This is a genomic window from Microbulbifer magnicolonia (genome assembly GCF_035117725.1).
Lineage (GTDB): Bacteria > Pseudomonadota > Gammaproteobacteria > Pseudomonadales > Cellvibrionaceae > Microbulbifer > Microbulbifer magnicolonia.
Genome location: NZ_JAYEFD010000001.1, coordinates 539681 through 556441, shown reverse-complemented (window position 1 = coordinate 556441; position 16761 = coordinate 539681). Strand labels below are relative to the sequence as shown.

Below are 16761 nucleotides of genomic sequence, written 5' to 3'. Positions count from 1 at the left end.
ATGTCCGGAGAAAAGCACCAGGAGGCATTAACCAGAACGGTAACGGAGAAGCTGAGTGACGGTCAGGTGGTAAAGATCCGCCCGTTGAACCGCGACGATATCGAGCTGGAGCGCGAGTTCATTACCAACCTGTCGCCGGAATCCCGCCACTTCCGCTTTCTCGCCGGCGTCGGCAAACCGAGCCAGAAAATGCTGGAGGAGCTGACCGATATCGACCACGACCGGCGCGAGGCCTTTATCGCACTGATCCAGGAGGACGGCGGAGAAAAGGAAATCGGCGTATCGCGCTACGCGCTGGACCCGGACGGCAAGGCCGGCGAGTGCGCGGTGGTGGTGGCCGACGAATGGCAGAAGCACGGTCTCGGCACCCTGCTCATCAACCGCCTGATCGAGTCGGCCCGCGCGCGCGGCCTGGAACGGCTCTACTCGATCGATTCGGCGGAGAACTTCAAGCTGCGCCAGGTGGCACGGGAAATGGGCTGGGACAGCAATGCGGACCCCGACGACCACACACAGGTGATCTACACCCTCGACCTGGCGGCGACATAGGCTGCAGGCCTGAGCCCGGAGAGATTCCGGAATCAACGATTCCCCGCGGTTGACCGCCGACAACCGCCAACGACTATGCTTGACTCAGATTGCAGAAGCCGGCGGTTCCGCTGGAGAGGAGACAGGAGACCATGTCCGGAACACAGCACCTAGAGGCATTAACCAGGGCGGTAACGGAAAAGCTGAGCGGCGGGCAGGTGGTAAAGATCCGCCCGTTGGAGCGGGGCGATATCGAGCTGCAGCGGCAGTTCCTCAGCGCCTTGTCGCCAGATGCCCTGCACTTTCGCTTTCACGCCGGTATCGGCAAGCCGAGCCAGAAAATGCTGGAGCAGCTGACCGATATCGATCACGCCGAGCGAGAGGCGTTTATTGCGCTCATCGACGGGGAAGGAGGAGAAACGGCGATCGGTGAGTCCCGCTATGCCCTGGACCCGGATGGCGAGTCCGGCGAATGCGCGGTGGTAGTGACCGACGCCTGGCAGCGGCAGGGCCTCGGCACCCTGCTGCTGAACCGCCTGATCGAGTCGGCTCGCGCCCGCGGCATTGCACGCCTCTATTCGATGGACGCGGCGGATAACCTCGCGCTGAATGCGTTCGCGCAGAAACACGGCTGGGAATGCCACTATGACCCGGACGACCACACCCAGGTGATCTACAGCCTCGACCTGACAGCCGGTTAGACCGCGGGCTGCGCGCGAGGCAAGCTAAAGCTAAAGCTATAGCTAAAGCCCCCCTTCCATCGGCGGCAGTTTCTCCTGCGCCGCCGGCACAATTGCAATCATCGCCGCGGTGGTAATCATCAGGCCGGCGATGGAGGCGGCATTCTGCAGCGCCGAGCGGGCCACCTTGGTGGGGTCGATAATGCCCATCTCCATCATGTCGCCGTAGGATTCCGTCTGCGCGTTGTAGCCGTAATTGCCTTTGCGTTTCTTGATGTCGTTGATAATGACAGAGGCGTCTTCACCGGCATTGTTGACGATCTCCCGCAGCGGCCGTTCCAGGGCGCCGACGGCGATGCCGATGCCCACATCCTGGTCGTGGTTGGCCCCTTTCAGCTTGCTCTTTTTCAGCGCCTGCAACACGCGGATCAGCGCCACACCGCCGCCGGGCACCACGCCCTCCTCCACCGCGGCGCGCGTGGCATTCAGGGCATCGTCCACCCGGTCTTTCTTCTCCTTCATTTCAATCTCGGTGGCCGCACCGATCTTGATCAGCGCCACGCCACCGGACAGCTTGGCCAGGCGCTCGCGCAGCTTTTCCTTGTCGTAGTCCGACGTGCTGCGCTCCAGCTCTCCTTTGATTTTTTCCATCTGCGCGGCGATGTCCTCTTCGGAACCGGCGCCGCCGATGATGGTGGTGTCATCCTTGGTCACGATGATTTTGCGCGCGCGGCCCAGATCCTCCAGGGTCGCATTTTCCAGCGTCAGGCCCAGCTCTTCGGTAATCACCTTGCCGCCGGTCATCACGGCTATGTCTTCCAGCATCGCCTTGCGGCGATCGCCGAAGCCCGGCGACTTGACCGCGGCCGCGTGCATGGTGCCGCGGATCGCGTTGACCACCAGGGTCGCCAGCGCATCGCCCTCGATATCCTCGGCGACGAACAGCAGCGGTTTGCCGGTCTTGGCCACCTGGTCGAGCAGCGGCAGGCACTCGTGAATATTGCCGATCTTCCTGTCGTAGAGCAGCACGTAGGCATTTTCGAGCTCCACCCGCATGGCGCTGCGATCGGTAACGAAGTAGGCGGATAAATAGCCGCGATCGAACTGCATGCCCTCGACGATCTCCAGTTCGTTGACCAGGCCGGAGCCCTCCTCGATGGTAATGACACCGTCGCGGCCGACCGTGTCCATGGCCTGGGCGATGATATTGCCGATATCCTCGTCGCCATTGGCGGAGATGGTGCCGACCTGGGCGATTGCCTTGCTCGTGTCGCAGGGAATGGACAGCTGCTGCAGCTGCTCCACGGCGGCCGTGACGGCCCTGTCGATGCCGCGCTTGATATCCATCGGATTCATGCCGGCCACCACCGCCTTGAAGCCCTCCTGCATAATCGCCTGCGCCAGCACCGTGGCCGTGGTGGTGCCGTCGCCGGCCACTTCCGAGGTCTTGGCGGCCACCTCGCGCAGCATCTGCGCGCCCATATTCTGGAACTTGTCCTCGAGCACCACCTCCTTGGCCACGGATACGCCGTCCTTGGTCACCGCCGGCGGCCCGAAGCGCTTCTCGATAATGACATTGCGGCCCTTGGGCCCGAGCGTCGCCTTGACGGCGTCGGCGAGTATCGCCGCGCCGGCGATCAGCTGCGTGTGCGCGTCCGTGCCGAATTTGATTTCCTTGGTTTCCATAAGTGTCAGTCGCTGAAAAACCTGTTGCGTCGAAAGAGATAAGGGCCTGCACGGCCCTTATCGGAGGAAGATTTCACATACCGCGGCGCGCCGTTACTGAATGGAAATCCGCTTGGGTTTGGACACTTCGCGCTTGCCGATGGTCACCGTCAGCACGCCGTCCTTGCCCTTGGCGGAAATCTTTTCCGGATCCGCGGTTTCGGGCAGGTTGAAGCGGCGGTAGAACATGCCGTGGGAACACTCGGTGCGCATATAGCCCTCTTTCTTCTCCTCCTTTTCCCACTTGCGCTCGCCGCGGATGACCAGGTTGCCGCCGTCCAGGGTGACCTCGATATCCTTGGGGTCCACACCGGGGATATCCGCCTTGACCAGGAACTGGTTGTCCTCCTCGATCACATCGACGGATGGCATCCACTCGCGTGTCGCCATTTCGCCCTCCTCCTCGAACAGGGAGGGCCAGCGCTCGCCCATGGCCCGCGTGAGCTGGTCGAAATCCTCCTGGAAGCGGTGCCACAGGTCAGTGGGTCTTTTGGCTGGCATTTTCATAATTGCCTCGCTTGAATTTGCCGTGAAATTGCGCCCTCAGGCGGTGGGTATTGACGAAAAAATTATAGCCAGCGGATCGCCCGTGAACCGAGGTGGGCACCAAAGAAGGCCTATTGACCGGGCGTTGGCGCAGCCGGCTCGAAAACCACGCTCACCCGGTGCTCAGCGCCGTCGTCCGCGAGCGGGATGCGCTCGCCAGAGACCTGTTCACCGTCCAATGTCAGCTCCGCAATTTTTTCCGGACAGCCGCCGCAGTTTCGCACCTCGATATCGTAGCGGCTGGCGCCGAAACGCAGCGACAGGCGGTAGCTTTCCCAGGATTGCGGCAGGCAGGGTTTGATCTCGAGGCTGTCGCCGTCGAGAATCCGCGCGCCCAACAAGGCTTCCAGCGCGCCGCGGTACAGCCAGCCGGACGCGCCGGAATACCAGGTCCAGCCGCCGCGCCCCACGTGTGGCGGCACGCCGTAGACATCGCCGGCCAGCACATAGGGCTCGGTGCGGTAGCGCTGCACGCCCTCGGCGTCGGCGGTGTGGGTGATCGGGTTCAGCAGGTTGAACAGGTGCCAGGCGCGCTCGCTGTGGCCGAGGCCGGCGGCCGCCCACACCGCCCAGGTGGCGGCGTGGGTGTACTGGCCGCCGTTCTCGCGAATGCCCGGCGGATAGCCCTTGATATAGCCGGGGTCCTTCTTGGTGCGGTCGAAGGCCGGCTCCAGCAGCAGTATCTGTCGCGCGTCCTCGCGCACCAGATGGCGATAGGCCGACGCCATCGCCTCGCGGGCGCGGTCGGTCGGCGCTTCCTGCGACAGCACCGACCAGGTCTGCGCGATCAGGTCGATCTTGCACTCGTCGCTCTCTTTGGAACCGATCGGCGTGCCGTCGTCGTAGTAGGCGCGCCGGTACCAGGCGCCGTCCCAGCCGCTGTCTTCCACCTGCTGGCGGAAGTTTTCCCCCAGCGCGCGGTAGTGCTCCGCCAGTGCCGTGTCGCCGATGTGATCGCACAGCGGCGCCATATCCCGGCACACCCGCAGCAGGAACCAGCCCATCCACACGCTCTCGCCGCGTCCGGTGGTGCTGATGCGGTTGAAACCGTCGTTCCAGTCGCCGTTGCCGATCACCGGCAGGCCGTGGGGGCCCACGGCGCCGGCGCGCTCGATCGCGCGGCAGCAGTGCTCGTAGAGGGAGCCGGACTCGTCGCTGGTGTCGTACTCGGCGTAGCGCTCGTGTTCGTCCTTGGCCAGCGGCGGCCCCTGCAGGTAGGAAACCGGCTCGTCCAGGATCTCGTAGTCGCCGGTGGTGCGGATGTACTGGGCGGTGACGAAGGGCAGCCACAGCAGGTCGTCGGAACAGCGGGTGCGCACGCCGCGCAGGGGATTCTCGTGCCACCAGTGCAGCACGTCGCCGTCCTGGAACTGGCGCGAGGCGGCGCGCAGTATATGCTCGCGGGTCCACTCCGGGTGGGTCCACAGCAGCGCCTGCACATCCTGCAGCTGGTCGCGGAAACCGAAGGCGCCGCTGGACTGGTAGAAACCGCTGCGCCCCCACAGGCGGCAGGCCAGCGTCTGGTATGGCAGCCAGCGGTTGACCAGCAGCTCCGTGGCCCTGTCCGGCACTGCCACCTGAACAGTGCCCAGATAGTCTTCCCAGAACTGCGCGAATTCGACGCGGGCCGCCTCGGCCCTGTCCGGCTGCCGGAATTCCCCGGCCAGTGCCAGGGCCCGCGCCCTGTCGCTGCCCTCTCCCATGACGAAATAGATTTGCTGGGTTGCACCGGCGGCCAGGTCAATATGCAGCTGGTAGGCGGCGCAGGGATCGTCGCCGCACTGCACCCGCCCCGACAGGCCGATGCGGAACAGCGCCTCCGGCGCCGCCAGCCCGCCGGCGCTGCCGAGGAATTCGTGCCGGTCGGTGGTCAGGCCGTGGGGTGGCAGGCTCGCGGTCAGGAAGGCCACGCCGGGTTTCGCGTCGGGGACGAAGGCGTTGCGGGCCAGCAGCGCGTTGCTCTCCGAATCGAACTCGCTGATCAGGTGCGGCCAGCTGCCCGCGCGGGTCAGCCCCTGTACCCATTCCACATAATAGGTGGCGGTCAGGCGCCGCGGCCTGTCCCAGCAGTTCTTGAGGGTCAGCCGGCCAATCTTGACCGGCGCCTCGCGGTCTACGGTGACGTGCCAGGACTGCTCCAGGCCGTGGCTGTTATGCCGCCATTCTGTATAGCCGGCGCCGTGGCGCACCTGATAGGCGGCGTCCGCCGGCCGCGGCGCCGGGGTCGGCGTCCAGACCTCGGCGGTCTCCTCGTCGCGCAGGTAGAGTACCTCACCGCTGGGATCGCGCACCGGGTCGTTGTTCCAGGCGGTCAGCCGGTGCTCGCCGCTGTTGCCACTCCAGGTACAGCAGGAGCCGCCCTCGGACACCAGGCAGCCGAAATCCGGATTGGCGATGACGTTGACCCAGGGCGCCGGCGGCCGCTGGCCCGGATCGCCCGGCGTTCCGGGTTGAAGGTGCAGGATGTACTCGCGGCCGTCGGCGGAAAAGCCGCCGAAACCATTGTCGAACAGCAGGTCGTCCGGGCGCCGCAGTTCGGGCGTGGGCTGCGGCGCATCGTCGGCGGGACGCACCGGCACAAAGGGCGGCAGCGGCTGCAGCTGTGCCTGTAGCGCGGCGGCGCCGCTTTCCAGCTGCGCGGGCACCGGGCCGGCGGCGGAATCCAGGATCACGCGGGCCGCCGCCAGCAGCCGTATGCGCTCGGCGCCGGGCAGCTCCTGGCCCGGCACCATGACCACCGAGCCGGCGAGCTTGCGCAGGGTGCGCCCGCGGATATCGGCGATCATCTCCTGCAATCGGTCGCGGGTCTGCTGCGCGTAGCCGGCGGACTCCTCGTCGATGATCACCAGGTCAACACCCACACCGCGGCCGCACCAGTAGGTGTGCGCCTGCAGTATCGGCTCGGCAAAGTTGATCTCCAGTTCGCTGCGGATCTGCACCAGCAGTATCGGGTTGTCGCCGGAGATGCCGCGGCTCCAGAGGCCCGGCTGAATATGCCGGCTGCGGGCGAGCACCCGCGACGGCGCGCGCAGGCCGCCTACGGGGGCCAGCACTGCCGACAGCAGGTCCATCATCCAGTGCATGTCCCCGGCCGCGATATGCAGGTGGCGCACCTCGTGCTCCGACTGCATGCGCGCCAGATCGAATATCCAGTTCGCCTTGGGTCGGGAGCGATAGGAGCGCAGTACCTGTAACAGTTCCCGCCGGGATTTGCTCACCCCGGTCAGGTAGACCACCTGTATCTCCGATTGCGGCGGCACCACCAACTCCTGCGCCGAGGCGATCGCCGGGTCCAGCACCGGGCCGGTGGTACCGCTGAAGCCGGCCAGCCCGTCCTGCAGCGCCCGCGGGCGCGCCGGTGAGCCGCCGCGGCCGAGGAAGCGCATGCGGTCCGTCTCCCAGCCGAGGCGGTGGCGCACGCCGGCCTGCACCAGCACGCAGTGGGCCAGGTAGATCGGCTTTTCATTGCTGCCGCGCGGCCGGCGCCGATAGAGCATCACCTGATCGTCGGGCAGGTACTGGCTCTCCACAAACAGTTTGGCAAATGCCGGATGGCGCTGGTCCTCCCGTTCCGGCGCCAGTACCACCTCGGCGAAGTCGGCCAGCAGCAGGCGCCGCTCGCGGTCGCTCTCGTTCTTGATCAGCAGGCGCCGCGCCTGAATGTCGTGCTGAGAGCTGAGGGCTATGTGCAGGCGGCAGAAGAGTTCCGCCTGGCGCCGCTGCAACTCGACGCCCTGCGGCGAAAAGCTGGCGCTGCAGTTAGCGGGGTCGCCGCCACAGGGCGCCAGGCCCACGGAGAAGAGTTCGCCGCTGTCGAGGTCGCGGACATAGCTCCAGTGCCCCCACTGATGCCGGGTCGGGTCGGGCTGCCAGCGCGTCACCGCGATGTTGTGCCAGTAGCTGCCACCGCCGCCGTCGGCCGCCTGCACCAGGGTGTAGTGGCCGTTCGACAGCAGGTTGTACTGCGGGAAGGGCCGCTGCAACTGCGCCGGCCAGGTCTCCAGCGCCACTTCGGCGTGAAAAGTGCGCATGACCCCGGGCCGTTTCCACGGCTTGAGAGCCGGTGGCGCGGCGGGCAGTCGCTCGTGCAGCAGCGGCGTCAGGCCGGCGATGCGCGCGTCGCCGTGGAAGCGCCGCAGCATGATGTCGCCGTGAAAGAAATTGTTCAGCGCCAGCAGGATCATGCCCTGGTGGTGGCTCATATAGGAGCGCACCGTGCGCGCCCGTCGCGGCGCCGGTTTGGCCGTGCGGCCGAAATCGATCGCCTCGTAGAGGCCGAACTGGCCGTAGGCGCCGTGGGCGCGCAGCTGGCGCAGGTTATCCATCACCTGCGCCGCGTTGAACGGCAGGGCCATCATCGACGAATAAGGCGAAATCACAATGCGCTCGCCCAGGTCGCGGCGAAAACCGATGCCCGGCACACCAAAGGCGCGGTACTGGTAGTGCAGGTGGCTGTCGAGTTCGTAATAACCGGATTCGGCGATGCCCCAGGGCAGCCCGAAGCGGCCGGTGAATTCGCGGTGGATGTCGATCGCGGTGCGGCAGGCCCGCCCCATCAGGCTCGCGTCCGGGGTTTCCATCAGCAGGCGCGGCATCAGGTATTCAAACAGGGTGGCGCTCCAGGACATCAGCACCACCCGGCGGTGCAGCCGGCGGAAAGGGCGCTCCAGATGGCGCCAGTGGCGCGCCGGGACGTCGCCCTTGGCGATGGCCAGAAATCCGGTGAGCCGCGATTCTGAAGCCAGCAGATCGTAGTAGTTGGGGTCCAGTGCGGCGTCGGTGACGTTGTAGCCGATATGGAACAGGTGGCGATCCGGGTCGTACAGGAAGGCGAAGTCCATCTCCTCGACCCAGTCCCGCGCCCGCCGGGCCAGGCGCCGCAGGTCGCGACGGTAGCCGTCGGCATTGTTGCGCGCTGTCTGCAGCGCAGCGCGCAACTTCTGGTTCCAGACATCCGCTTCTTCGCGCTGCGCTGCTGCACCTGCGCCCAGGGCACTTTCGAGCGCGACGAGCTGTTGTACCGCGGCGTCGCAAGTTGCCGGCAGCGTTTCCAACGCAACCGGCGCCTCCAGGACTTCCGCCAGGGCGCGGAAGCTTGCCGTCAAACCGGCCTGCTCCCGGTATGCACGGGGCGGCGCCTCGATCAGGCGCTGCCAGGGCTCCAGGTTTTCCTGGTAGCGCCGCGCGGCCACCGCGTGGTGATGCAGTTCATCGAGCCAGTGACGCAGGCGCGCCAGCGCCTCTGCGCTGAAATTCTGCTCATCGCTCTCGATCGCGGCCAGCACGCGCTCCTGCAGCGCCGGTACCTCCCGCTCGTAAATTTCGTCGATGATCTGCCACCAGCGCTTCTCTTCGCTGCCTTTTGCCGCGCCTTTTGCCTCGCCTTCGTCGGCACCCTCGTCACGCCCCGCGTCAATGCCCGGGTCCAGTCGCTCGCGCAGCAGCGTTATCTGCCGGATGATCTCCTGGACCTCTGCCGGGATGGACGCCGTATCCGGGGGCTGCAGGGTTTCCGCCACCGCACCGAGCGTGTCGCCGATCCCCAGCACCAGCTGGCGGCCGCCCAATGGCTGGGTTTCGAGTTCCTCCAGGCCGCGGGCCAGGGTCAGCAGGCTGGCGGCCAGATTGCCGCTGTCCACCGTGGACACATAGCGTGGATTCAGTGGGTGCAGCTCGCGGGTCTCGTACCAGTTGAGGAAGTGCCCGCGGTAGCGCTCCAGCCCGCGCATGCGATCGAAGCTGTTGTTGAGCCGCGCCAGCAGCAGGTTCAGGTCCAGGTAGCCGAAGTCGTAGGCGCTCAGGATACTGAGCAGCCCGAGGCCGATATTGGTGGGCGAAGTGCGGCGCGCCAGCACCGCCAGGGGTTCCTCCTGGTAGTTGTCCGGCGGCAACCAGTGGTCATCCGGCCCCATAAAGTGCTCGAAGAAAAACCAGGTGCGCCGGCTCAACAGGCGCAGCTCGCGCCGCTCCGCGGCGGTGAGGATCGGCACCTCGACCCGGCGGGGCCGGTTGATGCGCTGGATCAGCGGTGGCGCGAGCAGCCAGGCCAGCAGCAGCGCCGCGGCCGGCAGCAGATTGGCCGGCGCCCGCGCGAGCAACCCCACGGCCGTGAGCGCGGCCAGCGCCGGCGAAACCCACAGTGCCCGCCAGGTACCGTTGGCGGTCAGCGCCGCGCGCACGGAGCGATTCACATGGGCGGCGGATGTCCACTCCAGCAGGTGGCGGCGGGATATGCCGAGCCGGTACAGGGTGCGCACCATCGCATCCACCGCATTGACCGCCTGGCTCGGCAGCAGTGCCAGCGACAGCAGCCAGTGCAGGGCCCGCTGCTGCAACAGGCCCGGGCCACCTCGCAGGTGACGGTGTGCCCTGCGCGGATCGGCGACACTGCGCCACAGCATCGACAGCAACTCCAGCCACACCGGTGCGGCGGAAAGCACCAGCAGCCCCAGGGTCCAGGCCCAGGCGCTGCCCGGCAGCCAGCCGCTCCACGCGAGCAGGAAGAGCGCCAGCAGGCATGGCGCCTCCAGGCTGCGGCGCAGGTTGTCGGCAATTTTCCAGCGGTGGATCGGCGGCAGCGGGTTTTCGACTTTCCTGCCATCCTCGACCGGTACACGCCGGCGCAGCCACGGCAGCAGCTGCCAGTCGCCCCTGATCCAGCGGTGGGAGCGGCGCAGGAAGGCAAAGATATTGGGCGGGTACTGCTCGTAGAAAACCGCATCCGACAGCAGCCCGGCACCGCCGATGGCGCCTTCGAGCAGGTCGTGACTGAGTATCGCGTTTTCCGGCAGTCGCCCGGCCAGAGTCTGCGAGAAAACCACTGGATCGTAGATGCCCTTGCCGGCAAAGATCGCCTCGCCGAACAGGTCCTGGTAGGCGTCGGATATCGCGTGGGTGTAGAGGTCGACGGTGCGATCGCCGGCAAAGACTTCCGTGAACAGCGTGTCGGCGGAACCGGCGGGATCGGTTTCCAGCCGCGGCTGCAAGAAGCCGTAGCCGGCCACCACTCGCTGGCTCTCCCGGTCCACCACCGCCCGGTTCAGCGGGTGGGCCATGGCACCGGCGAGGCGCCGCGCCGTGCCGGGCGGCATCTGGCTGTCGGCGTCCAGGGTGATGACGTAGCGGATGCCCTCCAACTGGCTCCGGTCGCCGATGCAGCTGGCAAAACTGTGGTCGTCGCGGCCCTTCAGCAGGCGGTTGAATTCGATCAGCTTGCCGCGCTTGCGCTCCCAGCCCATCCAGCAGCCCTCGGCCGGATTCCAGCGCCGCTCGCGGTGCAACAACAGGAACGGCGCCCTGCCCTCGCTGTCTGCATAGCGCGTGTTCAGCGCCTCCACGGACTCCCGTGCAGTCCGCAACAGCGTCTCGTCCTCGTCGACGCTCTCCGAGTCGGCATCGGCAAAATCACTGAGCACGGCGTAGACAAGATTGGCGTCGTCATTGTTGAGGAAGTTGATCTCCAGGCACTCGAGGATTTTCTGCACATCTTCCTCGTCGGCAAACAGCACCGGCATCACCACCGCGGTGCGGCAGGCCTGCGGCACACCGTCATCGAAATCCATCTTGGCCAGCTTGCTCGGCGGCAGGCTGTGCGTGATCAGCCCGTTGACCAGCGCCAGCGCCAGGCCCAGCAGCGGTACCGCGGCCAGCGCCAGCACCAGCAGCGTCAGACCAAAGCCGGCTCCGCCGGAGACCAGGTAGACGGCGAGCGCGATCAGAAGCGGGAGGGAGAAAATTGCCAGCGCGGAAAAATAGACGACTGTCGCCCGGCGAAACAGTGACCGGTACAGGCGCTGGGCGAAACCCGGGCGGTAGTCCAGCGCCGCTTCCAGCTGCGCCCGCCCGTCGCCCAGCAGGTAATAACCGATATGCTGCTGGCGACTGTCGGGCGCCTGCTCATCGCTCAACTCAACCAAATGCTGCGCGACCTGGTGCTCGGCGCGGCCGCTGCCGCGCGCCAGCTTTTCAATTGCCCCGCGGTAGGTGTCGCGGGTTTCGAAATCCATCTTGCCGTAGGCGGCCGCCGGATCCGACTGCAGAATGCGCTCGACGCGGCTGAGAGACTCGACAAAGTCGCGCCAGTCACAGCTGCGCAGTTCGCGCAGACTGATAACGGCGCTGGCGATGCCGACACTGTCCGCTTCGGCGGCCTCACCCGCCGCTTCCTGTGCCTGCGCGGCCAGTGCATCCTCGGCGAACCGCGACAGGTGTTGCAGCAGGCTCAGGCGCAGCAGTGCCGGCAACGCCCAGAGTTCCCCGGTGGTCAGCACCGTCTCATGCTGGTACTGCTCGAGCAGCTGCTGGATGGATTCGATATCCAGCGGCTGGGCGACGTCCGCCACCAGCGCCTCGGCGAGTGAGCGCGCGCGCAGGTCGGTGCGCCCGTCCGCGGAAATCTTCGGCAACTGGCGCAGGTAATTCGAAGGCAGGGATTCGCGCACCAGTTCCAGCGCTTCCTGGACCACGTGCCGGTTGTCCAGCAGCCACTCCTCGCTGCGCGTGCCCTTCTCGCCCGCCTCAACGCGCGCGGCCAGGCGCCGGTAAATGTCCTGGAAATGTCGTTCCAGTTCGCGCAGTTGCGGTTTCAGCCGGTAGGGGCGCCCGCTGTCGATGAGGTGCCGGTGGCGCTTGGCGAGCGCCGCTATATCCTCTATTCGCTTCTGCTCTTCATCCCGGCCCGTTTTGTCTGGTTCCGCCGCGGCCCCCTTTTTCGGTGCCGGCTCGACCTGTGGCGATTTGCGGCGCAAGAAAAACTTGCGCCCGCGCGTGGAGCTGTCTGTTTTCCCGCGTCGCAGTTTCATTGCTGAACAGAGCTATTTTCCGGCAGTGTCGGGTGGCGTATCTGGCAGACCTCACCGCCTGCGCGCAGTGCCTGCAGCTGGGCTTCGGGCAGGTCCTGGAAGACCAGTACCGGCAGGTCGCTTTGACACATCACGGTGTGACAAACGGTGCCGGTGACCTGCTGGGCTCCGCTCTGCCAGTCGTGGGCACTCATGGCGATCAGGTCCGCGCCCTCCGCAGCCGCGGTGGCGTAAATGCGCTCGGCGACATTCTGGGCTACCAGCAGCAGTGGGCGAACCTTGAGGCCGTTCTGCAGTTGCCGGGCGATTTCTTCCAGGTAGGCCTGGGCAGCGCGGCGGTTGCACTCGACAAACTTTTCCCGCGTGGCGTGTTCCTCGCGCGTGATCGGCATGCGCCGTGGCATTTCCGGCACCGCGATGACCTGCAGCAGAATCAGCTCCGCCTCCTGCCCGCGCATCATGGTCGCGACCTGGCAGGCCACCCACTCGGAACGGGGGGAGCCGTCCATGGACACCAGAATGCGTCGATAGCCTGTTTCGCGGTCCTCAGCCGGCCTCTCCCCCGGCCGCACAATCATGAAGGAGCGCCCGGAACCGCTGAAGACCTTTTGTGCGGTGCTGCCGAAGTCAAAACGGCTGAGCCCGCCTCTGCCGTAGGCGGTGAACACGATCAGATCGATTTTGTGGTCTTCACAGAACTCGACAATCTGCTCTGCCGGCCGCCCCTCCACGATGGAAAGCGTCACCGGTATATCTTGTTCGGAAATGCGTTCCGCCAGCTGGTTCAGGTAGCTGCGCAACTCCGCCCGGCGCAGCCGCCAGTCGACCGGATCGATACTCTGCTCATCGGTACGGGACTGGGACTTCTGCACATGCAGCAGGTGGATTTCAGCGGCGCTGTTGCGCGCGATCACCAGGGCGTGGGCGATGGCCTCCTCGGCCATGGAGGAGCCGTCGAGCGGCAATAGTATGTGTTTGAATGGCATGACTGTTTCCCCCTGCCCGCAATGGGCACAGCGCGGTCACGTGAAATTGATGGAAGTTGCAGATGCCGGCGGTGTTATTGGCGCGGGTATGGTCACCCTGTTGTTATTACCAACCCCTGCACTAGTGAAATCCGATATTTGCAAACGCATTCAGAGCTTAGCTCGGCTATGGTCAGAGGTGGAAAACCGCGGTTCATGTCGGGTTGAAAGAGCGGCCAAATTGGGAAATGCGATAGCCATGGCGGAGAGTCGCTATATTCGCTGGTTCGAACACACGGGTCTCACCGACATTGCCGAGGTGGGTGGCAAAGCCGCCTCCCTGGGCGAGATGTACCGGAACCTGGCGCCACAGGGAATCCGCGTACCGAATGGCTTTACCATTACCGCCGCCGCCTATCGCACCGTGCTCGACCACGCCGGGGCCGGGGAGCCGCTGCGCGAACTGTTGCACGACATCAGCAACGCTGACAGCGACCAGCTGGGCAAAGCCGCCGCGCAGGCCCGAAAACTCGTGTACGAGGCGGGGCTGCCGGACGACCTGGCGCGGGAGATTGCTAGCGCCTACGTAGAACTGTGCGAACAGTACGGCCCGCAACTGCGCGTCGCCGTGCGCAGTTCCGCCACGGCGGAGGATCTGCCGAACGCCAGCTTTGCCGGCCAGCACGACAGCTTCCTCAACATCGGTGACAAGGATGGCCTGCTCGACGCCTGCCGGCGCTGCTTCGCCTCGCTGTTTACCGAGCGCGCCATCAGCTACCGCGAGCGCAACGGTTTCGACCACTTCAAGGTCTACCTCGCCATCGCGGTGATGAAAATGGTGCGGGCGGACCTGGCCTCCAGCGGGGTCATGTTCACCCTGGATACTGACAGCGGCTTCCGCGACGTGGTGTTTATCAATTCCGCCTTCGGCCTCGGCGAGAATATCGTGCAGGGCACCGTGGATCCGGACGAGTTTTTCGTGCACAAGCCCACCTTCGAGCAAGGCCACCGCTGTGTGCTGCGCCGCCAGCTGGGCGCCAAACAGCAGACGCTGGTGTGCGACGAGGATCTGAACAGCCAGGAACTGCACAATATCGACACGCCCGACGCGCGCCGCCGGCACTACAGCCTCAGCGACGACGAGGTGCTGACGCTGGCGGATTACGCCATCAAGACCGAAAAGCACTACAGCGCGCAGCGCGGCGACGACTGCCCGATGGATATCGAGTGGGCCAAGGACGGCGACGACGAGCAGCTGTATTTGCTGCAGGCGCGCCCGGAAACCGTGGCGTCACAGAAGCCGCGCAACCAGTTGGAACGACACCGGTTCCGCGACAAGCCGGACAGGGAAGCGCTGCTCGCCGAGGGGCGCGCGATAGGCGCGGGTATCGCCAGCGGCAAACTGCGCCGGATCAACAGCGCCGACGAGCTGGTGAAGTTCAAGGACGGCGAGGTGCTGTTCGCCGAAAGTACCAGCCCGGACTGGGGCCCGGCGATGCGTCGCGCCGCGGCGCTGGTGACCGAGCGCGGCGGCCGCACCTGCCACGCGGCCATAGTGGCGCGGGAATTCGGTATTCCCGCCGTGGTTGGCATAGGTGCCCATGGCGGGCAACTGCGGGACGGGGTGGAGGTTACTCTGTCCTGTGCGGAGGGCGACGTCGGGCGGGTCTATGCCGGGGATATCCCCTTCGATGTCGAGACCATCGAGCTGGACGATGTGCCCAGGCCCGACACCAGAATCATGATCAACCTGGGCAGTCCCGAGCAGGCTTTCCGGCTCAGCGCCCTGCCCTGCGACGGCATCGGTCTCGCGCGCATGGAATTCATCGTATCCGAGCATATCAAGGCGCACCCGATGGCGCTGGCGTGCCCGGACCGGGTCGAGGATGAGACAGAGCGCCGGCGCATCGCCGCGCTGACGGAGCACTACGCCAGCGGTGCCGACTTTTTTATACAGAAGCTGTCCGAGGGTATAGGCACCATCGCCGCCGCCTTCTATCCGCGCCCGGTCATAGTGCGCACATCGGATTTCAAGACCAATGAATACGCCCGCCTGATCGGCGGCGCCTCCTTCGAACCGCGCGAGGAAAACCCGATGCTCGGTTTTCGCGGCGCATCGCGCTACGCGCACCCGGCCTACGCGGAGGGATTCGCGCTGGAGTGCGCGGCGCTCGCGCGCGCGCGCGAGGAGATGGGGCTCACGAATATCAAGGTGATGATTCCGTTCTGCCGCCGCATCCCCGAGGGAGAGAAAGTACTGCAGGCCATGACCGAGCACGGCCTGAGGCCCGGTGAAAACGGTCTGGAGATCTACGTGATGTGCGAGATCCCCAACAATGTGGTGCAGATAGACGCCTTCAGCCAGCTGTTCGACGGTATCTCTATCGGCTCCAACGACCTGACCCAGCTGGTGCTGGGTGTCGACCGGGATTCGGATATCGTCGCCTTCGATTTCGACGAGCGGGATCCCGGTGTGCTGGAGATGATCCGCCAGGCGGTCGAGGGCGCACAGCGCAACGGCATTCCCGCCGGCATCTGCGGCGAGGCGCCGTCAAATTATCCGGAGGTGGCGGAGTACCTGGTGAAGCTGGGTATCGATTCCATCAGCCTCAGTCCGGATGCGCTGTTGCGCACGATCGAGCGGGTCGTGGCCATAGAGCGAGCGATGGGAAAATCTCAGTAAGTGCGGATGGTGCGAGTCGGCAATATTTCGAATATTCCGGACATCGATCGCGGCCAAGGACCGCTCCTACAGAATAAAACGAAACCTCTGCTTCAATAAGCCACCTGTAGGAGCGGCCCTTGGCCGCGAACGATCTCACCGAAAACGCCAAACGCCGATCGCGGCCACGGACCACCCCTACAGGTGCAGGTGGCCGCACAATTTGTTGAATAGCAACAGCAGCTCCACCCCAACAAATGCCGCAAAGCCACCAGGCGCCACGCAATTGGTTTATTCACATCCCTTCAGTCGCCTTTTATCCAAGGCAACATATGCCGCAACGTATCGTCGCGCACGACAAAATGGTGCCAAAGTGCACCGGCGACATGGACCACCAGCAGCGCCAGCATTAGATTCCAGAGCAAATCCTTATGCATGAATGCCAGCCACTCGGCCATATCGGTATTCTTTCCCACCAGCGGCGGCAGGTCGAACAGCCAGAACAGAGGTGTTTCCTTGCCGGCGTACTGACGCATCGCGATGCCGGTCACTGGCATGGCCAACATCAGTAGATATAGAAGTCCCTGCACCAATAGCGAGAACTTGCGTTGCCAGCGGCCGCCGAAAAGTTTTGGTCGGGGGTGAGTGATGCGCCAATAGAAGCGCAGCAGAGCGAGCAGCAATATGCTAAAACCGATGGTGAAGTGCAGGTATTCCCACCATTCACGCATTGGATTGCCTTTCTGATAGAGCTCATGTAGTTCCACAGAAGCCCAGGCACACAGAATCAAAATGGCGATCAACCAGTGCAGCCCCTTGCTCAAGGGGTGCCAGCTTTCAACGTTGCTCTTCAT

8 protein-coding genes are annotated in these 16761 nt (G+C 65.1%); 3 read left to right on the top strand and 5 right to left on the bottom strand.

Translation table 11 applies throughout. From position 1 onward, the window contains the following. Together RRF64_RS02435 and RRF64_RS02430 are read left to right on the top strand one after the other, a co-directional pair. Positions 1–549, top strand: a complete 549-nt coding sequence (locus RRF64_RS02435; RefSeq protein WP_323844230.1) for a GNAT family N-acetyltransferase — start codon at positions 1–3, stop codon at positions 547–549. A gap of 131 nt (positions 550–680) precedes the next feature. Beyond that, positions 681–1229, top strand: coding sequence for a GNAT family N-acetyltransferase (locus tag RRF64_RS02430; protein ID WP_323844229.1), 549 nt, complete (start codon positions 681–683; stop codon positions 1227–1229). Positions 1230–1271: 42 nt separating this feature from the next. Here the strand turns inward: RRF64_RS02430 and groL are convergent, their stop codons facing one another. The 4 genes from groL to RRF64_RS02410 all read right to left on the bottom strand — a co-directional run bounded on the left by groL (position 1272) and on the right by RRF64_RS02410 (position 13266). Further along, a complete protein-coding gene (gene groL / locus RRF64_RS02425; RefSeq protein ID WP_323844228.1) occupies positions 1272–2894 on the bottom strand; it encodes a chaperonin GroEL in 1623 nt (540 codons plus the stop codon). A 93-nt stretch (positions 2895–2987) separates the two neighbouring features. After that, positions 2988–3434 carry an Hsp20/alpha crystallin family protein gene (locus tag RRF64_RS02420; RefSeq protein ID WP_323844227.1) on the bottom strand — a complete coding sequence of 149 codons (447 nt, stop codon included), beginning with the start codon at positions 3432–3434 and terminating at the stop codon, positions 2988–2990. A 116-nt stretch (positions 3435–3550) separates the two neighbouring features. Continuing rightward, positions 3551–12226, bottom strand: coding sequence for a GH36-type glycosyl hydrolase domain-containing protein (locus tag RRF64_RS02415; RefSeq protein ID WP_323844226.1), 8676 nt, complete (start codon positions 12224–12226; stop codon positions 3551–3553). Between the two features lie 50 nt (positions 12227–12276). Next, positions 12277–13266, bottom strand: coding sequence for a universal stress protein (locus tag RRF64_RS02410; RefSeq protein ID WP_323844225.1), 990 nt, complete (start codon positions 13264–13266; stop codon positions 12277–12279). Between the two features lie 220 nt (positions 13267–13486). Between RRF64_RS02410 and ppsA the strand changes: the two genes are divergently transcribed. Continuing rightward, a complete protein-coding gene (gene ppsA, locus RRF64_RS02405; RefSeq protein WP_323844224.1) occupies positions 13487–15928 on the top strand; it encodes a phosphoenolpyruvate synthase in 2442 nt (813 codons plus the stop codon). A 284-nt stretch (positions 15929–16212) separates the two neighbouring features. On the opposite strand, the gene RRF64_RS02400 is transcribed toward ppsA, so the two are convergent. Continuing rightward, the gene (locus tag RRF64_RS02400) at positions 16213–16761 is read right to left on the bottom strand and encodes a cytochrome b (RefSeq protein ID WP_323844223.1); all 549 of its coding nucleotides are present in this window, start codon (positions 16759–16761) and stop codon (positions 16213–16215) included.

Bases quoted from the DNA above. Each gene is read 5' to 3' on its own strand.
- RRF64_RS02430 (WP_323844229.1), top strand. From the start codon at position 681: ATGTCCGGAACACAGCACCTAGAGGCATTAACCAGGGCGGTAACGGAA.
- RRF64_RS02410 (WP_323844225.1), bottom strand. From the start codon at position 13,266: ATGCCATTCAAACACATACTATTGCCGCTCGACGGCTCCTCCATGGCC.
- groL (WP_323844228.1), bottom strand. From the start codon at position 2,894: ATGGAAACCAAGGAAATCAAATTCGGCACGGACGCGCACACGCAGCTG.
- RRF64_RS02400 (WP_323844223.1), bottom strand. From the start codon at position 16,761: ATGAAGAGCAACGTTGAAAGCTGGCACCCCTTGAGCAAGGGGCTGCAC.
- RRF64_RS02435 (WP_323844230.1), top strand. From the start codon at position 1: ATGTCCGGAGAAAAGCACCAGGAGGCATTAACCAGAACGGTAACGGAG.
- RRF64_RS02420 (WP_323844227.1), bottom strand. From the start codon at position 3,434: ATGCCAGCCAAAAGACCCACTGACCTGTGGCACCGCTTCCAGGAGGAT.